The 21,747-nt window shown below is 40.7% G+C and carries 18 protein-coding genes and 1 tRNA gene; 2 read left to right on the top strand and 17 right to left on the bottom strand.

Annotated elements, in window-relative coordinates; genetic code table 11:
* Positions 1-140: 140 nt before the first annotated feature.
* The gene (locus tag J6I44_RS18390) at positions 141-2,777 is read right to left on the bottom strand and encodes a zinc-dependent metalloprotease (RefSeq protein ID WP_265767660.1); all 2,637 of its coding nucleotides are present in this window, start codon (positions 2,775-2,777) and stop codon (positions 141-143) included.
* A 165-nt stretch (positions 2,778-2,942) separates the two neighbouring features.
* On the opposite strand from J6I44_RS18390, the gene J6I44_RS18385 reads away from it, so the two are divergent.
* A tRNA-Arg gene (locus J6I44_RS18385) sits at positions 2,943-3,016 on the top strand.
* A gap of 516 nt (positions 3,017-3,532) precedes the next feature.
* Positions 3,533-4,399: a nucleoside triphosphate pyrophosphohydrolase family protein gene (locus J6I44_RS18380; protein ID WP_265767659.1), complete on the top strand. Its 867-nt coding sequence runs from the start codon at positions 3,533-3,535 to the stop codon at positions 4,397-4,399.
* Here J6I44_RS18380 and J6I44_RS18375 read toward each other — a convergent pair.
* From J6I44_RS18375 to J6I44_RS20945, 16 genes are all read right to left on the bottom strand, one after another.
* Positions 4,392-5,399: a thymidylate synthase gene (locus J6I44_RS18375; protein ID WP_265767658.1), complete on the bottom strand. Its 1,008-nt coding sequence runs from the start codon at positions 5,397-5,399 to the stop codon at positions 4,392-4,394. The two genes, J6I44_RS18380 and J6I44_RS18375, sit on opposite strands and share 8 nt — an antisense overlap.
* Positions 5,386-6,441, bottom strand: a complete 1,056-nt coding sequence (locus J6I44_RS18370; RefSeq protein WP_265767657.1) for a nucleotide kinase domain-containing protein — start codon at positions 6,439-6,441, stop codon at positions 5,386-5,388. The genes J6I44_RS18375 and J6I44_RS18370 overlap by 14 nt, the downstream gene beginning before the upstream one ends.
* Before the next feature lie 32 nt (positions 6,442-6,473).
* A complete protein-coding gene (locus J6I44_RS18365; protein WP_265767656.1) occupies positions 6,474-7,061 on the bottom strand; it encodes a dTMP kinase in 588 nt (195 codons plus the stop codon).
* Positions 7,062-7,081: 20 nt separating this feature from the next.
* On the bottom strand, positions 7,082-7,732 hold the full coding sequence (locus J6I44_RS18360) for a dCTP deaminase (RefSeq protein WP_265767655.1): 651 nt from the start codon (positions 7,730-7,732) through the stop codon (positions 7,082-7,084).
* Between the two features lies 1 nt (position 7,733).
* Positions 7,734-8,537, bottom strand: coding sequence for a hypothetical protein (locus J6I44_RS18355; RefSeq protein WP_265767654.1), 804 nt, complete (start codon positions 8,535-8,537; stop codon positions 7,734-7,736).
* Positions 8,534-9,388, bottom strand: coding sequence for an ImmA/IrrE family metallo-endopeptidase (locus tag J6I44_RS18350; RefSeq protein ID WP_265767653.1), 855 nt, complete (start codon positions 9,386-9,388; stop codon positions 8,534-8,536). The genes J6I44_RS18355 and J6I44_RS18350 overlap by 4 nt, the downstream gene beginning before the upstream one ends.
* Before the next feature lie 2 nt (positions 9,389-9,390).
* Positions 9,391-9,720 (bottom strand): helix-turn-helix domain-containing protein, encoded by a 330-nt coding sequence (locus J6I44_RS18345; RefSeq protein WP_265767652.1) that lies wholly within the window; start codon positions 9,718-9,720, stop codon positions 9,391-9,393.
* Position 9,721: 1 nt separating this feature from the next.
* On the bottom strand, positions 9,722-9,997 hold the full coding sequence (locus J6I44_RS18340) for a hypothetical protein (RefSeq protein ID WP_265767651.1): 276 nt from the start codon (positions 9,995-9,997) through the stop codon (positions 9,722-9,724).
* A 355-nt stretch (positions 9,998-10,352) separates the two neighbouring features.
* A complete protein-coding gene (locus J6I44_RS18335; RefSeq protein ID WP_265767650.1) occupies positions 10,353-10,808 on the bottom strand; it encodes a YccF domain-containing protein in 456 nt (151 codons plus the stop codon).
* A 132-nt stretch (positions 10,809-10,940) separates the two neighbouring features.
* Entirely contained in the window at positions 10,941-13,970 is a 3,030-nt protein-coding gene (locus J6I44_RS18330) for a type I restriction endonuclease subunit R (RefSeq protein WP_265767649.1), read from the bottom strand.
* A 2-nt stretch (positions 13,971-13,972) separates the two neighbouring features.
* Complete coding sequence (locus J6I44_RS18325) at positions 13,973-15,949, bottom strand: restriction endonuclease subunit S (protein ID WP_265767648.1); 1,977 nt, start codon at positions 15,947-15,949, stop codon at positions 13,973-13,975.
* The gene (locus J6I44_RS18320; RefSeq protein WP_265767646.1) at positions 15,946-16,446 is read right to left on the bottom strand and encodes a hypothetical protein; all 501 of its coding nucleotides are present in this window, start codon (positions 16,444-16,446) and stop codon (positions 15,946-15,948) included. Before J6I44_RS18320 ends, J6I44_RS18325 begins: the two co-directional genes overlap by 4 nt.
* Positions 16,443-17,360: a DUF4268 domain-containing protein gene (locus J6I44_RS18315; RefSeq protein ID WP_265767645.1), complete on the bottom strand. Its 918-nt coding sequence runs from the start codon at positions 17,358-17,360 to the stop codon at positions 16,443-16,445. Before J6I44_RS18315 ends, J6I44_RS18320 begins: the two co-directional genes overlap by 4 nt.
* A gap of 15 nt (positions 17,361-17,375) precedes the next feature.
* Positions 17,376-18,899, bottom strand: a complete 1,524-nt coding sequence (locus J6I44_RS18310; protein ID WP_265767644.1) for an RNA-binding domain-containing protein — start codon at positions 18,897-18,899, stop codon at positions 17,376-17,378.
* A gap of 3 nt (positions 18,900-18,902) precedes the next feature.
* Positions 18,903-20,942, bottom strand: coding sequence for a type I restriction-modification system subunit M (locus tag J6I44_RS18305; protein WP_265767643.1), 2,040 nt, complete (start codon positions 20,940-20,942; stop codon positions 18,903-18,905).
* A gap of 449 nt (positions 20,943-21,391) precedes the next feature.
* Positions 21,392-21,517, bottom strand: coding sequence for a type IV toxin-antitoxin system AbiEi family antitoxin domain-containing protein (locus J6I44_RS20945; protein ID WP_350356720.1), 126 nt, complete (start codon positions 21,515-21,517; stop codon positions 21,392-21,394).
* Between the last annotated feature and the right edge of the window lie 230 nt (positions 21,518-21,747).

Genomic DNA, 21,747 nt, shown 5'->3' with positions numbered 1-21,747 from the left:
TTGTTGGATCACGTCCAATTTAAATTCTTTGCTGTAGGTTCGTCTTTTACTCATAATAGGTATTGGTCATAAATTGCGGCGACAATCTATGGCTTAACTGGGTGTCCACCAAAATGTAGCAAGTTCACAGCTACCAAGAGCTAATTCTCCAGTTGGAGTCCCGCTTCCAGGGCCGCCTCAATGCGTGCCTTTGATTCTTCCAGGTGAGCACGGGTATATTCATCAAAGTTTTGGGTCGGTGGATGTAGTCGTGCTTCCAGCATGTCATGAACTTCCTGCAGCTGATGTCGTGCTACGGACCGTGCATCGGCTGGTGTTCCTTCCGGCGCATCTATCAACAGGGCCGTCATAGCGTCCAAGTAGGTGCGCTGCAGATCCCGGCGATTGCTTGTAATATCGCTGCCCGGCGACGAGCTTACCTCACCCCATATAGCATTGGTCAACTGTCCCATCAGTTCTGGAATAGTGATAGTACTCTCTGCACCAAATTTTACTTCCGTATCGCGGATACGAGCCAAACGCACGGGATCAAGAAGCTGACCGAGAATAGCCTGCTGGATACCCGCAACCGTTCCATGCAACGGATAGTCAATGCGTCCACTGTAAGTATTACTGTTACCCCAGTGACTCCATCGGTTGGCGCCCAGTTTCTGGTAGAGGTCTTTGGGCAACATCAAAGCATCGGGATGAAACGCTGACTCCGTAAGCATATCCAACGCTTCCTGCTGCTTAGTTTTGGGAACCGGCACAAAGGGTTGACGTCCATTGGGATCCCCCACATGATCGCGATACTGATGCTGCCCGCCAATATACTTGATAGCCGGTATAAGCGTTCGCGCATACTGATACAGGTAGCTTTGGAACAGATCCGTAGCCTTGTAATAGGCTTCATTATCCTCCAGTGTAATATCGCCAACTTTGGGGATCATGATCCGCAGCAAACCAGCCCGCCCCTTGCCCCATTCCAGTGGGTCGGATCCCAGATCATACACATTCACATGCGGGTCGATAGCTCCGGAACCGCGTGCATCTTCATCCGTACCGTAAGCATGTCCCTGTGCTGCAGCCTGACGCGCAATTTCTTCAGCTTTAGTGTCATCAGTAGCATAACCATAGGATATCACCCAGCGGTCGTAGGAGCCCACACTTGGATTGTAATAGTAGCCGTCGTTCGACTGACCTTCAGGATTCAGGTTCACGGACGGATATTCCATAGCCGAGCTAAAGACGCCATTTTCTTCAGTCCAGTTTTTATCATACAGCTTATCCAGCGGCGTATCGATGGAGGACCGGAAATTGTGTCGCAGTCCGAGCGTGTGCCCTACCTCGTGCATCGTAACCCACTTCAGCGCCTGGTGGACAAATTCCTCCGGCACCGGACTGCCCGGCTTCAGCTCACCGCGTGCAATGAGCAGGCTCTGTACCAGGTCGAACTGTGCATTCATTTCCGCATAAAATGACTTGGTCTTCACACCACGACTCATCAGCTCCAGCTCTTCTTCCGATACATTAAAAACACTCTCAATAGCCGAACGCGGTTCGACCATATGGCGGTATTGCTCTTTATCGTTGAGCAGCATATTCGCTTCGAACAGGATATCTGCATCCAGGATTTCGCCGGTGCGCGGATCTACCACCGAAGGACCAATAGCACCATAACCCGGCTGATCCGAGGTATTCCAGCGGAGCGTAGCATATCGGATATCTTCTGCCATCACGCTGTCGGGCAGCATCTTGGCCTGCACCGCATTCCGGAAGCCAGCTGCTTCAAACGCCTTCGACCATGCCTCTACCCCATCCATCATACCCTGACGATATTCTTCCGGTACGGTGTGGTCGATATAATAAGTAATCGGCTTTTTGGGCGTACAAAGCTCGCCTTCAGCTACATCTTCCTTGCACTCCAGCCTCCAGCGATTGACGTAACGCTTGAAAAAGGTGTCGCTGTCGTCAGTAAAATCCTTATGGACCGTCATAAAGTAGCCCGTGCGATCGTCCGCCATCCGGGGCTTCATGGGTTCTTCCGGAAGCTTAACCATCGTATAGAACAGCGATACAGGAATATACCGCCCATCCGCTACCGTACGAGGCGCGTTCTGGGCTTTGCCATTCTTGAATGTCAATCGTGCCTGGATATTCACATTCTCCGGGAAGGCCTGAACCTTCTCCAGGTGCGATCGCCCTTTGTCGAAAGTTGCGGAACCAGGTTGTCCATCTTCGCCTACGGCATACGCTACCCGTGTTGAGATACCTGAAAGGTCTCCCACAAACCAGTCGTACACATCCACCAGCATGCGTGAGCTGTCGGCATTAAACGCTTTGATCTCGGAAGCTTCTACCACGGATTCTCCAAATGTTAAATCCACGGCTTTGGCTTGGGGCGTTCCCGCTTGGGCCGTATAGCGATGCGGATGCTGCACAAGGAAAATCTTGCCCTCATGCTTCTGGAAAGAGACCAGCAGTCCCTCAAAAATATTCAGCATCGTTCCCCCGTATAATCCGGATGCCCCGACGCCCCGGGCCAGTTCAAAATTCATTAAGAAAGGCTTGTTGAGCTGCTCCTCGGAAACCGAAAGGTAAAGCTCACTATCTTTCTGATAAAAATCGAAATATCCTTCGTATTGCTCCGCATCCTTAATAAGCTTATCATATTCTTCTTTGGATGACTGTTCTTCGGTCTTGGTCTGCTGATCGCTGGTGGTCTTTTGAGACGAGGCGCACCCCCCGTAAAATACTACCGCACACAGCAGCACAATGGTTAGCTTAGATTTCATCATACCTGGTTATTTGGTTGGTTAACATTTCCCTTCATTATGGGTCACTCCCTCTACGGATTTAAGCTGTAAAAGTTAGCACCCAAATGCTATTTTTCATAACAAAATTATCAAATAATACAGTTGATTAACTGATTTATTCCCCGTATCATTGGGATCTCATTCAATGCGCCTGTAGCTCAACTGGATAGAGCACCTGATTACGGATCAGGAGGTTAGGGGTTCGAATCCTCTCAGGCGTACTCCCTCCTAACTTTATCCCTCCCAATCACTTAAGAATTTTTTAAGTCCCTTATAATTTTAAGTAGACTTACTCTCTCATTTATATTTGGGTCACATTTGGGTCACAGAATATTCTAATAAATATCCTTTTGTTAACAGTTTTACGATAAAACCAATCGATTTGTAGGCCTATCTGAAAAGTTGAAAATTCACTAGTACCTCTAGCACCCGTTCCTTATTTTAGAGATTATGATATCAACTAGGTTTCTAATCCACCCCCCGGTTAAAGTGATTTTGGATTGATCCATTTTATTCTGGGTACTTTTACTTTAAGTAGGATATTATGAGCTCACAACGGTAATTTCTACTCTTTAGCCAGTCCATAAATAACTACTTATGATGATGCCATAAATTTATTTATACTATACTTTTTCATATTTAAGTTCAGAAAGTAAAGTATTGGAATTTCTTTTTGGCTTAGGTTACTTATTTTTAAAAAGTATTTCTAAACTGGTATAACCGAATTTTGCTTAATTATGGATTTCCGTGAATACCAAATTAAATCACAAGAAACCGATCAACGGAAAAAATCAGAAAACCTGATTGACTATTTTATTCCCCTCTTGGGACTTGTTGGTGAAATGGGATCAACTATTTCTGAGTTCAAAAAGAGGTTAAGAGATGGTAACTCATACCAAGATTTCAAAACTAACTTAAAGGAAGAGTTGGGAGATTTATTATGGTATATGTCTAATGTTGCCACAAAAATGAATCTAGACTTAGAGGAAATTGCAATAAATAACATCAATAAAACTCAAAATCGCTGGAAACTGGATTATGAAAATTACCAACTATTCGATGATAATTGTTTAGAAAGTGAAAAATTACCCAGAAGTTTTGAGTTAGAGTTTAAAGAAATTGATAATGGAAATGACTCTTTTGTAGAAGTCTATGTAAATGGGAATCAAGTTGGGGATCCGATAACTGATAATTCTCATCGGAATGATGGTTATAGGTATCATGATGTTTTTCATTATGGCTTTGCCGCCTATTTGGGGTGGTCTCCAGTATTGAGGAAGTTATTAAATAAAAAAAGAAAGAGCGATTCCAAGATAGATGAAGTAGAAGACGGAGCCAGAGCTGCAATTATTGAGGAAGCAATTGCTGCTTATATCTATCCATTTGCGGAAGAGACAAACTTCTTCAAAGGAATAGATACTATTGATTTTGAAATATTAAAAACTATTCGAAGACTATCCTCACCTTTTGAGGTTAGCAAAAGGAGTCTTAAGGAGTGGGAATTTGCAATATTAGAATCCTACAAAATATACCGATACTTGAGGAGAAATTGTGGAGGAAAGCTCAGTGTAGACCTAAAAAAAAGAGAAATAAAAATTATTTAAATCTTTTCATCCATAAACTCCAGTACTGACTAAGAATAGGATTTTTACAATAAGCCATAAATTCCTCAACAAGAGTAGAAAAGCCTGATCTTCTTGCTTCCTCAGCACAAATAATTTTTAAAAGATTTTTATAAGCCTTTGGAGCTCCCTCCCACCTTGCTATCTCACGTAATTTTTTTGTACTCAAAAATGGATCATTTATTATTTGCTCGATCTTAACAGCAAATTCTTTAACTACTTTTTCTGACCTTTTCTTAGGCAAACGAAGGTCATCTTCATTTGCACTAACTTTAATTGAAGATTTAGAGCCATAATCGGATATATCGTTCAAATACAGGTGTAAACTGTCGCTAAGATGATTATATGTACCTACTTCAATTCTGAGCCAACCTGAAATAATTTCCTGTAGTGTAGTAAATTGGATAAAATTGTAAGGCATACCTAAGATAATGTCATTACTACGCATTATCTGTTGCCATTCTAACTTTCCCTCCCTCACCTTTAGCATTGCTACTATATTGCATGGTATATCCTTACTTACTGCACTTCCGTCCTCATTTGGTAAATCTTGATTGGGATCCCAAATTTGTAGAACAACCTGTCTACTATTTGGGTTATTTTTAAGAGCTAAATAAGCTTTATTTAACTGATCTAAACCAAAACTTTTCCGTAATCGATACCCATATGCTCCGTGATATTCATCACCCTTTCCAGCATATTCAGGTAATTTCCCATTCCAATAATTTAGAAATTTTGAGTCATTTCTACCATTTAAAATCCATATTATCTCGGCAATTGCAAAAGCGGGATTTATCGCGGGAATCCTAGCACAAATCCACCTTTGCCTTGGATTACTAATTGAAATAAAAGCATGCAGTATTTCTTGAGTTGGACCTATCCTACTACTTTGAGGATCCTCCGTTTTCTTGGAAAGTTCAGCATAGGTATTTACCCAAACTTCATTTGCTGAACCACCCTTGAAAATATTATTGTATTTCATTGTAGAAATCTTCTACCTTCCCGTTTATTTCCCAATGTGGTGGATACCAATACTTAAACTTATCTTTAGTTGGTGAATATTTTTGTTTTATCCTTTTCCTATCACTTTTTCCTTTAATATTCGGGTGTGCAACACGAGCATATTTGTCTACCTCGCAAAATAAATTTTGGCAATCAATTAACATCAATGGCCTTCCCCAAAGCGACTTATAATTTAATCCTAACCTCTCGAACTCTCGATCTTGATTGTCATACATCATTTTGATGATCTCAATCTCGCTAATGCCTCCTAAATCGGAAAAACATTTGTGTATACCATCAATGGCACCAGGTCCAGGCACAACAAACTCTTTTTCCGAAAAACTTGTAATATTGCTGTAATTAATATCAGTTACATACTGGTATGCAAGAAAATCACCGATTGATGGATAACTTTTCAATAATATAAATGCTTCCTGCATAGTTTCTGATGAAGCAATTCTCTCTGGCAATTTGTCTTGCATCATCTTGGCAACTAAAGTAAGGTGATTTCTATGTTTTTTGGAATAGCCAAATGCACTTTTCCCAGAGGCCATTATATAAGCAGCTGAATAAATAGCTTGTCCAGAGGCTTGTGCTTCAGTTAATATTCTATCATAGGCATCAAATTCAAATGTGTTATAGTTAATCTCTCCAAGTTCTGATTTTAGAAGTTCCCAAGTCTCTATTTTGTTGAAAATCTTGAAAAGGATGATTCGAAAAAATAAATCGTTAAGCGAATATGAATCACTATAAATAACATTTTTAATTAAATATTGACTGACTCTATCCGATGCTCTATAAGCATTAGTGAATTTATATTTATTTAGAATAGGATCATCTGTCCAAGGTGGATACTTTTTACTAATTTTTTTAAAAAACAGTCTTTGTCTTTTAGCTGCAAATCTCCAATATGTATTATAAACTTCTGTAGGTTTTGCAGGAGCTAATTTTTTATTAATAGAGAATAATCCACTTTTATTAGTCTTATTTGAGCTTGTTAAATTGAGATCCGTTTGTTGCAACTCAGATGGGTTAAAACTTTAAAGTAAGTGTTTTAATAAGCTTTTAATATACTAATAATATTCTGGGTTGTTTCCTCAATTGTGTTATCATTTTCTATCTTGATAATATTTTTTTTCACCGATTCTCTTTTTGCTAATTTTAGATACTCAGCACGTAATTTCATCCATTTTTGATTCTTTCGTATCTCAATAGGTTTCTTTCTATTAATCAAGAATATTATATCAGGCTCTATATCCTTCCAAGCCATCTTTTCGATTTCCATTATTTTGTCTAAAACTTCTCTCTTAATGCCTCCAACCTTACCATACACAAAAGTTGACCACCAATGTCTATCAAGAAGTACAAGTTTTTTGTCTATTACTGGTAAAATAGAAGTATTTATGGTATCAAAATGAGCTGCTACATGTAATAACCGTAAACTGATTTGAGGTATATGATTTATATTATAATAATTGTGCTTGTGGTGTAGCTCATAAATAAACCTTCCTAAGGTTCCATGCTGGTTACCAGGAAATGCCACGTTTTGAGTTGGGATATTGTCTTTTTTAAGCTGTTTTGAAACATTTTCTGAGATAGTAGTTTTCCCAACATTATCTGGTCCTTCAAATACGACAAGCATTTTAATTCCTATTCACTGATTCATTGTTGTTGCAAGTATCTGACCAGTTCAACTATAAACCAACCTGATAATGATATTATAACTCCAAAGGCTAGTGTTTTTATTGTTTCATAAACTCTCTCCAATTTGTCAATTCGTTCCTTCATTTTTGTTGGTGATATAATATCCCCTTGTGTCTGCATAACATCATTTGCCGTAATATTATTTTGACCATTATGATCTCCATCATATTCACTTGATTTATCTTCTTTGTCAAGAGTTGCAAACCAAATCTGAAAAGCTGGCTCACCACAAGTTATAACGACATTTCGACTTCCCGCATTATAAACTGCGAACTTTAACCTTCCGTTAAAACCAGGATCAACATGAAAGCCAGATACATTTACTAAACCCTCTTTCTTGATACTAAATTTAACTGAAATAAAAGCTATTAAATCAAATGGGACACTTAACTTTTCTTTGGTTAAAAGAATAGCAAATTGACCCGGCTCAATAACAATCTGATTTCCTTTTTCATAGACCTCCTTTATTTGTTCCGTAGTAACAAAAGCCTCATGCCCCATTGATAATTCATAGGCTGCAGATTTAATATTATCTTCTTCAAAGCCATTTATTATTATATTATCGCTTACTATACGTGACTTGAGTGTTTCGTGGGACAGAAAGGACATATTAAATCGTATGTAGATTATAAATATCTAGGGAATTAATTCTTTTATAAAGTTTATCCCTATCATTCTTTTTAAAAATACTCTTATTAATATCGGCCTCAGATATGACACAATTCATTTGTACAAAGTCCATATTTAATTCTCTCGCAAGGAAATATCCTAAGCGACATAAACCCAAATAATTACCGTAAGCTTTCTTAAGAATTAGTTGTTTTGCATAAAACCCTGTAATACCTAAACCATCTTTTCCATTGGGACCATGAGAATTAATCGCGATTTGGTGTAAACAAGGAAACCCTTTCTGTCTACTCTTAGAGTGATCACGGTCAGGATCAAAAATCCCAATCTGTAAGGCTGAGTGTCTATGGGTACCACTCCGATAAGTATCAATAACATGTTCTATCTGATTAATAAAGTCGTCTGAGTATTTCGTGTCATTATAGCTTGTATTAAATCCAATCATTCTTCGAAAATAATGTCCGAATTTATTGGGATTACATGATTTTATTGAAGGGGTAATTCGGAAATGTCTTTTATATAACACTTTTCTTTCCTTTTTTGGATTCCATAGAGACCAGGGAAATATTGTATTGGCGACCGTGTTAATACTAGACTGTCCCTTCCTGTTTAAAAAATCATCAAATATATCCCTAACAGAGCTATCTTCGAGATTTGATATATCTTTAGGTATATCTTTAATTCTAATTATTAACGGCGATGTTCTACCATATTTATTTATATGCTTAAAAGCTTTAAACCAAGCTATTGACAAGTTACCACTGGAAGGGACATATTTATATCTCATATTTCTGTCTCTAGATGTTTGTATTTATTTATTCCCACATATTGGTGACGTGACACCCTTAGAAAATGTACTTTATCCTGCATTTGCAATCTTATTCTACCAATCCCTGTGTTAACACCCTTGTAGATCGAAATTCCATTTACCTCATCAATCCTTTTGACATTATTGCATTCAATTTTATAGCTGCCCTCAATTGCAAGTATATCATTAACCTGGATATCTATAGGTCTTCCTTCCCAATTTTCATCAACATAGATAAGTTCTCCAGGAAAGCTCTGGCCTAAAATTTCTTTTTTTATTTCTTGAACCTTAACAGAAGATAATTTCTTATACAGTGATTTTTCAATCAACCGTAAAGATCTAAACAAATGGAATAAAATTGTTTGATAGCCTACCCCTATATTTGAAGCGATTTTATAAAATTCGACTGGATTAAATTCATCGAATCTAATATTTCGAATGTTGAAAGCTCTCCTTATTGCTGATTTAGGCATTAGCAAAAAACCTGCAAAAGTATCAACTAAAAATTCTTCAGGATCAAAATGACTATTACTATCAATTATTTCATCTAATTCAATTCCATGCTCAAAAACATGATGTCCATATTCATGTGCACAATTAAAATACTGTCGCCCATGCGGCCTAAGGGAGTTCAAGAGTATTAATGGACCGGGCTCTTTACTATATATACCCTCTAGGCTACTAATATCTGTAAACTTTAGCTGAACATCTTGCTTTTCAATAAAATCAAACAGACAAAAAGGCTTATAATGATCTCCACTTATTTTTTTTCTTTCTTTTAATGCGGCAAATAATGCTTTTTCAATTAACTCTTTTTTAGTTCTAGCCACTTCTATTCACTTTTAAACGCCGTTAGAATTTTTATGATCTTATCTAAATCATCACTCTTTATCTTAGATGCCTCTCGAGCTGCAAGCTTCAATTTTTCTTTTATATCATTATTGAGTTCTGATTCTTTACATGCTAACCAGTTCAATCTAACATTATATATATCTGAAAATTTGACTAACTCCTCAGCACTTACCTTTCTTCTTCCAGCTTCAATTTCAGAAATTGATGGTCTCTTAAGACCTAAAAAATTCGCTACTTGATTTTGGGACAACCCAGCACTTGCCCTTGCCTCTTTTAACCTATTGGCAATACATTTTTTTAAATCAGTCATTTTATGCCTCCTCAACCTTTAAAATTATATCTGCCATTTGTTCAATGGTAATACCCTCTAGTTGAGCCTCCTTAAAGGCTTCTTTAACATTATCGAAATCACAATCAATTTCATCTTGGAGGTCAATACCAACTTCTGATGCTAATAAACTGTCAAAAAAATCTAAGTCCTTGAAGGGTGCTGTATTTCCGTCAATATCAGGTTCTTCACCTGTTGTCAGTGCATGGTTCTCTTTAATTTTTTCAATTAGTACGTCTTCTATTTCTTGCTTCGTCATATTATTGTAGGAATTTATTACTATTTGTAATAATATCTTACAGATAAATTTTGTTAATGTCTAATCTCTCAATAATTTATATTTAAGTTTCCAACTATGGATCTAAGATAGTTTTCAGTTTCTTCGTCATTGCAATAGATATAACATCCTTTCATACCTCTCGTCATCAGTGTACGGTAGTATTCTTAATAATCCTATCCGCTACAGCAGCCGCCTTATCCGGTTCTTTCTTTCGCATCTTTTTGAGACCGCGAATTGAAGAATCATAGGTATACCGCTCATCCAAATCGGTATTAGAAAAATACTCATTCTAAAAACTGGTGAGCGAAAGAGCAAAATAAATGTGCTTAACAGTTTAGTTACTATACTCTTCTACAACTCGTTTAGCACTCTTTTTTCGGGCCTGCTCGGCAACCTCTTTATCAACTACTTCTTTCCCAATTGGTGATAATGAAATACGAGCAAGCTTACCGTGTTGAATACCAAAGGGAATCCCTATAATGGTAATAAAACTTATAATAGCTGCTAAAGCATGACTCAGAGCAAGCCAAAACCCACCGAAAATAAACCAGAGTACATTCCCCAGCGTGCCCCAACCACCAGTCCCAACATCTTCCTTTCCTGTTAAGATTTCTCGGTTTACAGCCTCTTTACCAAATGGGAAAAATGAAAGGTTTCCGATGGCAAAACAAGCCTTACCCCATGGAATCCCAACAATGGATATAAACATCATGACCCCTGCAAACCACCATAAAAGGCCGGCTATGAACCCACCAAATATAAACCAAAGTACATTACCTAATGCTTTCATATCTCTTGTCTATAGTTAATTGAAAAAGTTTAGGACTAAATAACAACTTTTGGAGAAACTACTAAAACCATGCGTTTTTTAGGTTTTGTTGCTTATGGTATTTCGCTGTTTTGATGTAAAAAAAGAGCGATACTATTGCGAACTCTTCTCCTGCATCCAGCTCTGGAAGTCGTTAAAGAGCATATGTACTAAGGCATCCCGAAAGTCGTCATCATCGTTGAACTTCTTGTAGAAGCCGAAATGCTCGTCGATCATCTCTCGAGCATGTTCACGAGCTTTATCCTCGAAGGTGATCTTGGCATTTTCCTTCGTGTTGGCCTTAGCACTTTTTTGAACGGCATCATCTTCATACAGGCGATCACGAAAAGCCGTAAACACCTTATCATCTTCGCTAAAGTCGGTGCCGTAACGGTCATTGATGACGCGAATAATTTCGGAAAGGGATTCCTCATTTTCATCACTGCTCGAGGTTTCGCCATCCAGCTGACTTGATTTAAGTTCCCCACCACCGCGTTTAAGGTCTATCTGTCCCTTATACATGCGTTGAATACGATAGGAATCCATATCCACTTCTTGAAGCACTTCACGCGGCAATTTGGACTCCTCTAAGGAGATCAGGCGGAGCAGATACTTGCCAAAAGCATAGAACTTCTCCATGGGCACATCATCGAATGGGAGGATTTGGGACAAGAAGGAATAGGTGCGTACGTATTTGCGCAACTTGCGATAAAAGTCGCGCTGCTCGTCCTCCCCAAGCTCGTTAAAACGGTCGGCCACAGGCTCCAAAATGGAATACAACTTGGCCTGCTTCACATTCTTGGCAAAGTAGTTCTCGGCAAACTGATCCATATCAATATCGCTGTACAAGCGGTATTCTTCCAGATCCTCCATAAGGTTATAGAGCACATTCTGATCGGTGCCCTCACTCAAGAACGTTTTTTCGTAGTAATTGCTGAACGCGTGTTGGATATCCTGGGCTTCGTTTGCAAAGTCCAGCACCATCGTTTCTTGCTTCTGTGGATGCGTGCGGTTCAATCGGCTTAACGTTTGCACAGCATTCACTCCGCCCAGCTTTTTATCTACATACATGGTGTGCAGCAAGGGCTGATCGAAACCCGTCTGAAACTTATTGGCTACGACCATAAAGCGATAATCCTGCTGTTTGAACTGCTCTTTGGTTTGGGTCTGAGGAATACCATTCATACCGCTTTCGGTGTACTCTTTGCTGGTTTCGGGATCTTTGACCGTCCCAGAAAAAGCGGTGAGTACTTTATAGGGCATGTTTTCGCTCTTTACCAGCTTCTTAATGGCTAACCCAAATCGTACGGCATGTAAGCGCGATCGCGTGACGACCATCGCCTTGGCTTTGCCCTTGATCGCGTGGGATACGAACTGGTGAAAATGATCGACGATGATCTTGGCTTTCTCATTGACAGCATGTTCGTGCAGGCTCACAAATTTCTTTAGCATGGCCGAGGCTTTGCCCTGATCATATTTGGGATCATCCTCAATGGCCTTGAGCAGCTTAAAGTAACTGTTGTAGGTCGTATAGTTTTCGAGCACGTCCAGGATAAATCCTTCTTCGATTGCCTGACGCATAGTATATAAGCTAAAAGGCTCATAGCCTTCATCGGGTTCCTCAGTGCCAAATAACTCCAGGGTCTTCTCTTTGGGCGTAGCCGTAAATGCAAAATAACTAACATTCGGCAGCTGGCCTCGGCTCTGAATCAGCTTCTCGATATGATCAGTGAGATCTTCCGGGCTCACATCATCATCGGATTCTGCTTCCTCAAGAGATACTGACGACAAAATTTCGTTCATCTGTCGCGTCGTCGATCCGGCCATCGAGGAGTGCGCCTCATCAATGAGTACCGCAAAGTTATTCCCTTTATAATCTTTCATCGCTTCGGTGATGTAGGGAAACTTCTGCAAGGTGGTAGTAATGATCTTCTTCCCATCCCGCAGGGCTTTCTTCAGATCCTCGGAGGTATCATCATCCCCAATAGCTTCTACCACACCTGGTACTTTCTGAAACTCCAGAACGATATCCCGAAGCTGCTTGTCCAGCACGCGGCGATCGGTAATAACTACAACCGTATCAAACACTTTGTTATCGGTAGCATCGTGCAGAGAGGAGAGCTGATGTCCCAGCCAGGCAATGGTATTGCTCTTGCCACTGCCCGCGCTGTGCTGTACCAGGTAGCGCTGACCGGTGCCGTGCTGCTTGGCATGGTTCACCATTCGCCGGACGGCTTTCAGTTGGTGGTACCGCGGGAAAAAGAGAATCTCATCATCATCTTTTTCTTTACGGCTGTGAATAAAGTGCTGAATCAGATTCAGCACGCTGTCTTTGCTCCAGATCTTCTCCCACAGGTAAGAGGTAGCATACCGATCTTCATCTCCCATGGGAGTGGGATTTCCAGCTCCGCCTTGCTTGCCTTTATTGAAGGGCAGAAAATAGCTCTTATGCCCTTCGAGCTTGGTAGTGTAATAAACTTCCTGTGGGTCAACGGCAAAGTGGGCCAGACATCGTTTGAATTGAAATATCGGCTCCCGTGGGTCCCGATCCTGTTTGTACTGGGCCACAGCGTCCCCGACCTCCTGGCCATTCATAGGATTCTTGAGCTCGGCAGTAAAAATGGGCAGACCATTGAGAAATATACCTAAATCTAAACTTGGACCACTCCGTGGCTTATCATCATTTTTTGGGGCATAATAAAACTGCCTCATTACAGAAAAGAAGTTAGCTTTGTACTTTTTCTGTAATAAGGGGTTTAGGCCCGTGTTGGGACGGAAGTAAGTAAGCCGAAAACGGCATCCGGATAGCTTAAGCTCATTGCGCAACACATACACTGTGCCTTTTCTATCTACCTGCTTTTTAACGCGCTTAAGCAGCACCTGTTCGGCATCGTCGCCTTCCAGTTTTTTCAGCTTACGCCACTGCTTAGGCTGGGTTGCCTTGATAAAGTCAATCAGATCATCGGGGATCAGGCAGAGCGATTTATCGTAGTCTTCGGCGGTGCGCTGGTGATAGCCTCCCTGTTGACCGGCTACGGTATATTCTTTGCCTTCATCCAACGCTCGATCATCTTCCGGCTGCTCCTGCAGCAGGACGTTTTCGATATCTTCCTCTAAATACTTTTCCCTGATCTGTCGACTCATATTTAAGCTGCTTCCTTAGTTGAATTTCCGAAACCAGTGGGTAAAAATTCTTTTTCTTTAATCCACCTATAGGCAGACTTCCAACGTTTCCTGGATATTTTCTTTTTATTAGGGTGCCAGTTATTCAAAATCTCATCTAAGACTTCATCTTCACTTGGTTCTTTTTTTTCAATTAAGAGATCATTGTAAGCGGCATAAATCGTTGCTATAATTTCTGCCTGAGTAGAATTGGCATTGTTAAAAATGTTCAGTATATCCTGAATCTCATCATCGAGATCTCCCCAACTATTGTTAAAATAATGACTCTTTTCATAGGCTTTACCTGTTGGTGTATATATTTTTTGATCATAATCACTACTCTCTATTGAGTCAATATCTATCCATCCATCCTTTTTTAGATTGTATTCTACAGAATTAATGAGCTGATTATCAAAAGGACCATGGTCCCACCGTTTATAATTACTATTAAACCCCTTTACTCGAAGATGGTATTCAATCAAAAAGAGAATTTTAACCAACATAATTCTTCCAAAATGCTGATTATTTTGCATGCGCTTAATAATCTCTAAGGCCAAAACGAACTTATCCCAGCTTGAAATCTCTTTTCTGGGTTCATCAGATATTGCAAGTTCTTGGTTAGCCCGCACATCAATCTTGCCCGTTACCGCAGCGGATATGAGAGACTGGCGATATTCTTTTAGTTTTTGAATTTGCTCTCTAATTTTTTTGCGAAATATGAATAAACGTTCTAATTCTATTTTTAGATCATTTATGATTTCCTTTTGTTTTTCAATAGACGGAATTCCTAATTGGAAATTCTCAAAGAAATCATCAGGAACCCGCTTTTGTCCTCCTGCACCGTACATAAAAGATTTCCCAATCTTTCTTATTGGATAACTAATTGTGATATAATACAGGTATTCTGGTAAAACCTTTTGGGGGTTAGGCCTAAATACTGTTAATTCTGTAGTACCAAACCCTACCTCATTTTCTAAATCTTTTATAAGTGCTCCTTTGCCATTTTCGAAACAGGGTGTGATTTTAGCCACTGTTACATCTTCATTGGTAAAATATGTATACCCATTGAAGACCTTTTTTAGCTGTTTCGTCTCATCGAGAGTCAATTCTCCTGTTTCACCGACCTTTTCCATTGGTAAAAATGATACTTCAAAATTTCCAGGTAGATCGGAAACTTCTTGTTTGCTAGGATTTGTTTCCATTAAAAATTTCAACCTTTTAATTTCCCATTCCTCAGGAATCTCTGCCAGCCACTCAATGCCCGAGTCCTTCATCGGCACATCCGGGTCAAGGCCTTTGGTGACGGCCCGGGTGATAAGCGCCTGCCGTTTTTCTTTCAGCCGCTCGATGAGCTGCTCTTTCTTTTGGATGAGCCCGTCGATGGCTTCGGTCTTACGGTCAAGGAAGGTGGCGATGGAGCGTTGCTCGGGGAGAGGTGGAATATGAATCGATATATTTTTCAATTCATGCACCCCTAAACCATATCGTGTTATTCCATTGGACCTAATACCAAATTCTTCACGATATTTTTTTGACTGGAAAAGACGGAATAAGTATTTCCCATTTAAAACTTTTTCATCACTTCTAATAAGAGCTAAGTGGTATCCACATAATAGATTTTCTTTTGTCTCCTCAACAAAGGTCGGCACTGCCATATCATCTTGTGACTCCGAATCTTTGGTAATAATTACATCACCTTCTACTAACTGAAACCGTTCAATATCTTTATCGCTTGCAGTGGCCTTCATGAAGTCGAGCTCATTAGTAATAAACTCGTTGTAATAAACATCTGTATAGTTGCATAACTCTACTACTTCTTCTCCTTCTTTGGATTTTTTATTAACATTAGAGGAATTAACATTAGAAAGAAATTTCAGCTTTCTGATATCCCATGATTTGGGAACTTCGCCAAACCACTCTAAATCTGTCTCTTTCAATTCTTCCGATTTACGGTATCTCATTTCTTTAGAGGTAATTTATCTTTAAACTCATAATCGCTGCCTGTTTCATCATCCCATTTAAGCATAATTTCGCATACTTCTGGTGATTCTTCATCAACTTCTATACACCACATTTGGTCACTATCCGGTTGAATAGGACTTAATTTATTGTCCGGCCGACAAAATATATCTCGATGCATAGATACAGGATCTCCATCTACATACATTCGGATATTTTGCGCTTCATGTTTGCCTAAGTTTTCAATTGTAATCTGACGTGCAATTTTTACAGGACTATCTTTTCTCGATATATATCTAAAATATGGCTGTAAGTCTGCGCGGTTTTCTTTGGCTAATCGTTCTTGTTCGCGCTGCTCTTCAATTTCCACTACACGACGTTGTAATTTAGTTTGTTCTTCTTGCAAATCGTTACTCTTACGGCCTTGTAAGTAACTATAAATTGCAACTCCCAAAGAGACAACGAATGCTGCACCTGATATGATTAGTTCCCAGTTCATGTCCCAAATACTTGTTTAAATTTATCTGCCTTCTCTTTTAGCCATTTAAAATACTCAGGCCACTGCTCCTGTTTCTCAAAGTCAAAACCTTTGGCCTGTTTTATGCGGCTTGCTTTATTACTATTTAGTCTTTGCCATACCAGCTTTGACCCAATTTTATCTTCGATCTCTTCCTTTCGTTCATGCAGCTCATCAAACCAGGTTTTATTATCATGGATATAGAGTTCACAGCCCAGTTCTTGGTCCCGAGTGTTTACCGTTAACGTCAAATGTCCCTCTGAACTGCCGATACTAATACTATACCAATGCCGAGCCTGAGCTTTTCGGCTACCTATTCGTGAATTATGTTCCTTGCAATAACTTTTAAACTGTTGCCAGAAATCCAGCTGCATGAGCTTCGTCTCAGAAAGATTGTCTGACTTGGTCTGCTCCCGAAGCGTTTTGGTCCACTCGTTGGGTTCTACGATGGTATTAAACTTGACCGCAGGTTTTGAATTATCAATTTGCCATAGTTCCAGTCGCAGCAGAAAGAAATTTAGTTCATTGCCTGTATGGTCATTCAACCACTCCAGCGCCTGCCGGTGTTCGTCATTGGCATCTTTCACAATCCAAACCACATATTCGGCATCATGGCCGGAGGCATAGGTTACCAGTTTCCCTAAGTGATCATGATCGGTCTGTTCCAGTTGGTTTTCGATCACCAGCTTGCGTCCGGTATTCTCCTCCTCTGCTAAGATATCTACGCTGTACCGTCCGGTCTTCGCTTCAGGTTTAATTGGCGCAATCTCAATCCCAATCTCATCCGATAACATCTGCAGATTTTCGGGATCGACCAGCCACTCGGTAAAGTCAAAGGCTTCATGTGCCCACCCCTCTCGGAGATCCACTTGTTGTAAGTTGCCAAATGTACTCATAGTGAATAGTTCAGTTTATGTTATTTGTTGCTTGCCAACGTCTGTAATTTTGTACTTTTGGTCCGGGTGCGTTGGGGAATCCGGATGCGTATAGGCAATAAGTTCATCCTCTAATAGGCCCTTTAATGTCTCTTTGAAATACCCCGAACGAGAACCACTTCCCAGATGATTAATTATATCAGACCGGGAGCTTGGGCCCTTATCCAAATAAGCTAAAATCGCCTTCTCTGTCTTATTAAGATCATATTTTTGGACTTGGGCTCCTGCTTGGGCCCCCGCTTGGGCCTGCTCTTTTAAGCGATCATGAACGGGGAGGGTTGCCAAAAAGTAATACTGGTCATCATCGGTTTCGAACTTTGGTTCCGGCGAACCGTTTTTCTCCATTGTATCATAAATCTTGGGAAAGCCGGTGGAACGTCCTTCGGTAAGCTGCAGCTCTTTCAGAAAATCACCAATACGACGGTTGCGGTAATTGCGGGCAACGATCCGCTCCTTTTGTAACGTTTTATTATCTACCGGCGGTAATGGCCCCGGAAAGCTAAGCACCTCAATCTGATCCAGCCGTACATTTACTTCGATGGTATTACGGAGCTCATAACTGCGATGATACACGGCATTAGCCAACACCTCTTCGATGGCCGCATACGGATAATTATAAAAGCGATTGGCCTGGGCCTTCCCTTCTACCTTCATGACTTCTTCCCGAATCACATTAGTCTCGAGGTATTCCAGCGCTCTTGTAAGCTGCTTGTGGATGGGGCCGGTAAAGACCTTTTCAGAAAAGCGGTCGCCCACTTCATCCTGATAAATAATCACTTCAATCTTAGCGCCTGGGAAAAACTGATCCGGTTCATCATTGAACAATAGCAGCCCTACATTCACCGGCTTAAGATTCTCAACCGGCCCTTTCACAATCTGCATCTGTCGGCATAGCTCCGTAAAGGAAATATCGTCGGCCTGCTCAAAGAGCGGACTGTCGATCTCTTGCAAAAACTCCTTGATCAGCGATAGCTTCAGATCGTTCAGTGAAGCCTGATGATTTATACGGTCATCAAACGGAATTTTAGCCGCCAGCTCATGAAGCTGCTGTGTCTCCTGATCATCCGCCCGTACCGTGGAATTGTATCTGCGAATCCAATTAGCGTGACCTCTCATTTTAACCGAGAGCGATACCGGAGCTTTATAGGGACGATTATCTCCACCCGGACAATAGAGCACAAACACATACTGCCCTTGCACCTTCGTTGGTTCCGACACCGCAAAATAGGTAGGCTGAATTTTGTTGCTCAGCTCCACCAGCTTCTTTTGGATCGCATCCAACTGATTCTTCTGGAGACCGGCTGGAGGCAGTATAGGACTACCATCCTCTTCATCGACACCAATAACAATATAGCCTCCTCCCAGGTTATTGATATCATTGGCAAAAGCACACATCGTATGAATCACGGCTTCGGGATTCCATCCCTTCTTGAATTCAATGCGTTCGGTTTCTACAACCGTGCCCTTAATAAGCTTTTCTATGTTCACCGGTAATGCCATTGATCAGTCTATGACTTCTTTCATTAAGTCCTGAATCTGCTCTTCCAACATCTTTATTTCGCCTTCAATCTCATCCAGCGGTCGTGGTGGTTCATATTCATAAAAGTGACGCGTAAAAGGAATTTCATAGCCCACGCGTCCCACTTCGCCATCTTTCTCATCGGTATAGTCTTCGTCAATCCAAGCCTCCGGCACGTGCGGTTTCACCTCCCGCTCGAAGTACTCAAACACATCTTCATCCAGCGGAACGTTTTCATAATCCCGAAGGTCGGTATCTGATTCAGGATTGCCTTTTTTATCCCTTACAATGTCAGCTTCCTCATCTTTCTCACCGATCGCACGCTCAATCGCATTTCGCAAACTTTTCTTGGGCTTATAATCGTGCTCAGCGAATCGTTCTTTTAGTCGCATAAAAAAATTGCGGCTGTTGGTGAACTTCTCGTCACTCATCGAATGGAGCACATCGAGGATAAACTGCTGCTCCTTTTTGCCCTCTTCAATCTCTTTCTGCTTTTCCTCTTTGTCTTTCTTACGGCTCTTGGCAAAATTCTGATAGACTCGTTCTTCTTTGAGTCGCTCTATACGCTCAGGAATAGCATGGTAGTTCAACCGTAACGGTTGCTCAATACGAACCTTGCGATAGCCAAACTCCTCATTCTCAAAAATCTTAACCTTGTCGCCCTCCTCGAAATCGCTATAAAGCCGGGTAATTTGCTTTAGCTGTTCATCAGAAATTCTGCGTCGTTTATCACCCAAACTTTTACGCATCGGCTCCCAGATGTCTGAGGCATCAATAAGCTGGACTTTCCCCTTGCGCTCAGGAGATTTCTTGTTGGTTAGAATCCACACGTAGGTGGCAATGCCGGTATTATAGAACAGCTGTTCAGGAAGTGCTACAATGGCTTCCAGCCAGTCATTTTCCAGCATCCAACGGCGGATTTCGCTTTCTCCGCTCCCTGCGTCACCAGTAAATAGCGGAGATCCATTATGAACCACTGCAATACGGCTTCCACCTTTGCCATCTTCAAAAGGAGCTTTGTGAGAAAGCATATCTTGCGTAAACAGCAGCTGTCCATCATTTTTTCGTGGCGTACCAGCCCCAAAACGTCCGGCATAGCCCCGATCGGCTTCATCTTGTACCGTTTTCTTATCTCGCTTCCAATCTTTCCCATAAGGTGGATTGGCAAGCATATAATTGAACGTTTCCCCACTGTGCTTGGGATCGGAGAGCGTACTGCCCTGCAAAATGTTCTCTGCATCTTTACCGTCCTGCGTCTTCAGGAAAAAGTCACTTTTGCTTACGGCATAGGTCTCCGGATTAAGCTCTTGCCCAAATACCCTCACATCTGCATCAGGATTGATCTCCTGAATCTTATCCTTGGTAATACTGAGCATTCCACCCGTTCCACAGGCTGGATCGTACACTTTAACGATAATCCCTTCTTTTTTTAGCTCCTCCAGATCAGGTTCAAGAACTATATTGGCCATCAAGTTAATCACTTCACGCGGCGTAAAGTGCTCCCCGGGATTCTCGTTGGTAGCCTCATTGAACTTGCGAATCAGCTCTTCGAAGATGTAACCCATCTCCATGTTGCTTACCGTATCAGGATGCAGATCGATTTCATTGAAACGTTGCATCACCTGGTATAACAGTCCCTGGTCATCCAACTTTCGGATTGTATTGTCAAAGTCGAAGTTGTAGAGCACCTCGCGCATATTATCCGAAAAGCCGTTTATATACCTGCGCAGATTATCGGCTATGTGCTCGTGGTCAGCCAACAAACGTTCGAAATCATACTTGCTGGTATTATAGAAGGCATAACCGGAGGACTGTCGGAGCAGGTCGTCCATGTCCTCCAGCTTTTCCTTGTACTTGTTGTAGGTGGTAAGGACTTCTTCTTTATTAGGCTGCAAGACGCTATCTACGCGTCGCAATACGGTAAAAGGGAGGATTACATCCTGATATTTTCCTCTCTTGAAACTATCCCGAATAAGGTTTGCTACATCCCAGATGAAATTTGCACGTTCCCGAAAGTTGGTCATGAAGTAGTTCGAATTGGTTAGCTGTTACCCGATGATATAAATTGCACATTCCTGCATACAAATAAACAGCTTCAAGCTAACAATAGAAAGAAGTATAATTTTAAATTTATGATTTAAGCCTAAATGAGGATAACATACTTCTTCTATCTCTTTTTTGAACTATCTCTAACCGTTTGCAATGAAATATAATCACCAGTGACTGTGAATTGCCATTTCGGTTTAATTAGCACTTACAAACTGCTCAGTGTGAACCTTTTTTTAATAAGCAATAAGTTAGAAAATCAACATATTGTTTGATTACATTCTAAGCACTGCAAAATGAATCAGCAAGTAAGAAACGTACTCAAGAGCTATAGTTAATTACCAAAAGTTCTCACCAAGTGTAATACCAAATGTAAATGGCGGAATAATATCTACAAAGCTTTCATATTCATCACGCTGATAGTACCTCAGCTTATAAAGCCCTGGCTTAATTTTATCAATAAATTCTTTCTCCTGGCTTCTTTTATCTTTCGGGTGTGAATTCCCGCCTCTTTCAGCTCTTTCATAGTGGCGTAGCCACCCTTATCTCTCATGTAGATAAAGATTGAGTCAGACATAATTCAACTGGTTCGTTTCCAAGGTCATTACATTAAAAGGACCTTGTATTCGAACCAAACATATGTGGTTATTTATTGTGATGCGATATTTCTTTTCATTTATTCTTCGCAGTTACTTGGTGTAATTGGTTAACATAATCACGTTTACTAAAAAAACTGACTGTCCGAGTGAGCTTAACGATTAATTGATTTCTTATGGCTTAAAA

It is taken from the genome of Fodinibius salsisoli, assembly GCF_026229185.1.
In the GTDB taxonomy this organism is placed as follows: Bacteria; Bacteroidota; Rhodothermia; order Balneolales; family Balneolaceae; genus Fodinibius; species Fodinibius salsisoli.
Note: the sequence above shows the minus strand (reverse complement) of the source record. Positions and strands in the feature narration are given on the sequence as shown.

Coding starts and splice junctions, on each gene's coding strand:
- J6I44_RS18355 (WP_265767654.1), bottom strand. CDS start 8,537: ATGAGATATAAATATGTCCCTTCCAGTGGTAACTTGTCAATAGCTTGG.
- J6I44_RS20945 (WP_350356720.1), bottom strand. CDS start 21,517: ATGAGAGATAAGGGTGGCTACGCCACTATGAAAGAGCTGAAAGAGGCG.
- J6I44_RS18340 (WP_265767651.1), bottom strand. CDS start 9,997: ATGACGAAGCAAGAAATAGAAGACGTACTAATTGAAAAAATTAAAGAG.
- J6I44_RS18305 (WP_265767643.1), bottom strand. CDS start 20,942: ATGACCAACTTTCGGGAACGTGCAAATTTCATCTGGGATGTAGCAAAC.
- J6I44_RS18325 (WP_265767648.1), bottom strand. CDS start 15,949: ATGAGATACCGTAAATCGGAAGAATTGAAAGAGACAGATTTAGAGTGG.
- J6I44_RS18365 (WP_265767656.1), bottom strand. CDS start 7,061: ATGCTTGTCGTATTTGAAGGACCAGATAATGTTGGGAAAACTACTATC.
- J6I44_RS18375 (WP_265767658.1), bottom strand. CDS start 5,399: ATGAAATACAATAATATTTTCAAGGGTGGTTCAGCAAATGAAGTTTGG.
- J6I44_RS18390 (WP_265767660.1), bottom strand. CDS start 2,777: ATGATGAAATCTAAGCTAACCATTGTGCTGCTGTGTGCGGTAGTATTT.
- J6I44_RS18330 (WP_265767649.1), bottom strand. CDS start 13,970: ATGAGTCGACAGATCAGGGAAAAGTATTTAGAGGAAGATATCGAAAAC.
- J6I44_RS18360 (WP_265767655.1), bottom strand. CDS start 7,732: ATGTCCTTTCTGTCCCACGAAACACTCAAGTCACGTATAGTAAGCGAT.
- J6I44_RS18310 (WP_265767644.1), bottom strand. CDS start 18,899: ATGGCATTACCGGTGAACATAGAAAAGCTTATTAAGGGCACGGTTGTA.
- J6I44_RS18380 (WP_265767659.1), top strand. CDS start 3,533: ATGGATTTCCGTGAATACCAAATTAAATCACAAGAAACCGATCAACGG.
- J6I44_RS18320 (WP_265767646.1), bottom strand. CDS start 16,446: ATGAACTGGGAACTAATCATATCAGGTGCAGCATTCGTTGTCTCTTTG.
- J6I44_RS18315 (WP_265767645.1), bottom strand. CDS start 17,360: ATGAGTACATTTGGCAACTTACAACAAGTGGATCTCCGAGAGGGGTGG.
- J6I44_RS18335 (WP_265767650.1), bottom strand. CDS start 10,808: ATGAAAGCATTAGGTAATGTACTTTGGTTTATATTTGGTGGGTTCATA.
- J6I44_RS18345 (WP_265767652.1), bottom strand. CDS start 9,720: ATGACTGATTTAAAAAAATGTATTGCCAATAGGTTAAAAGAGGCAAGG.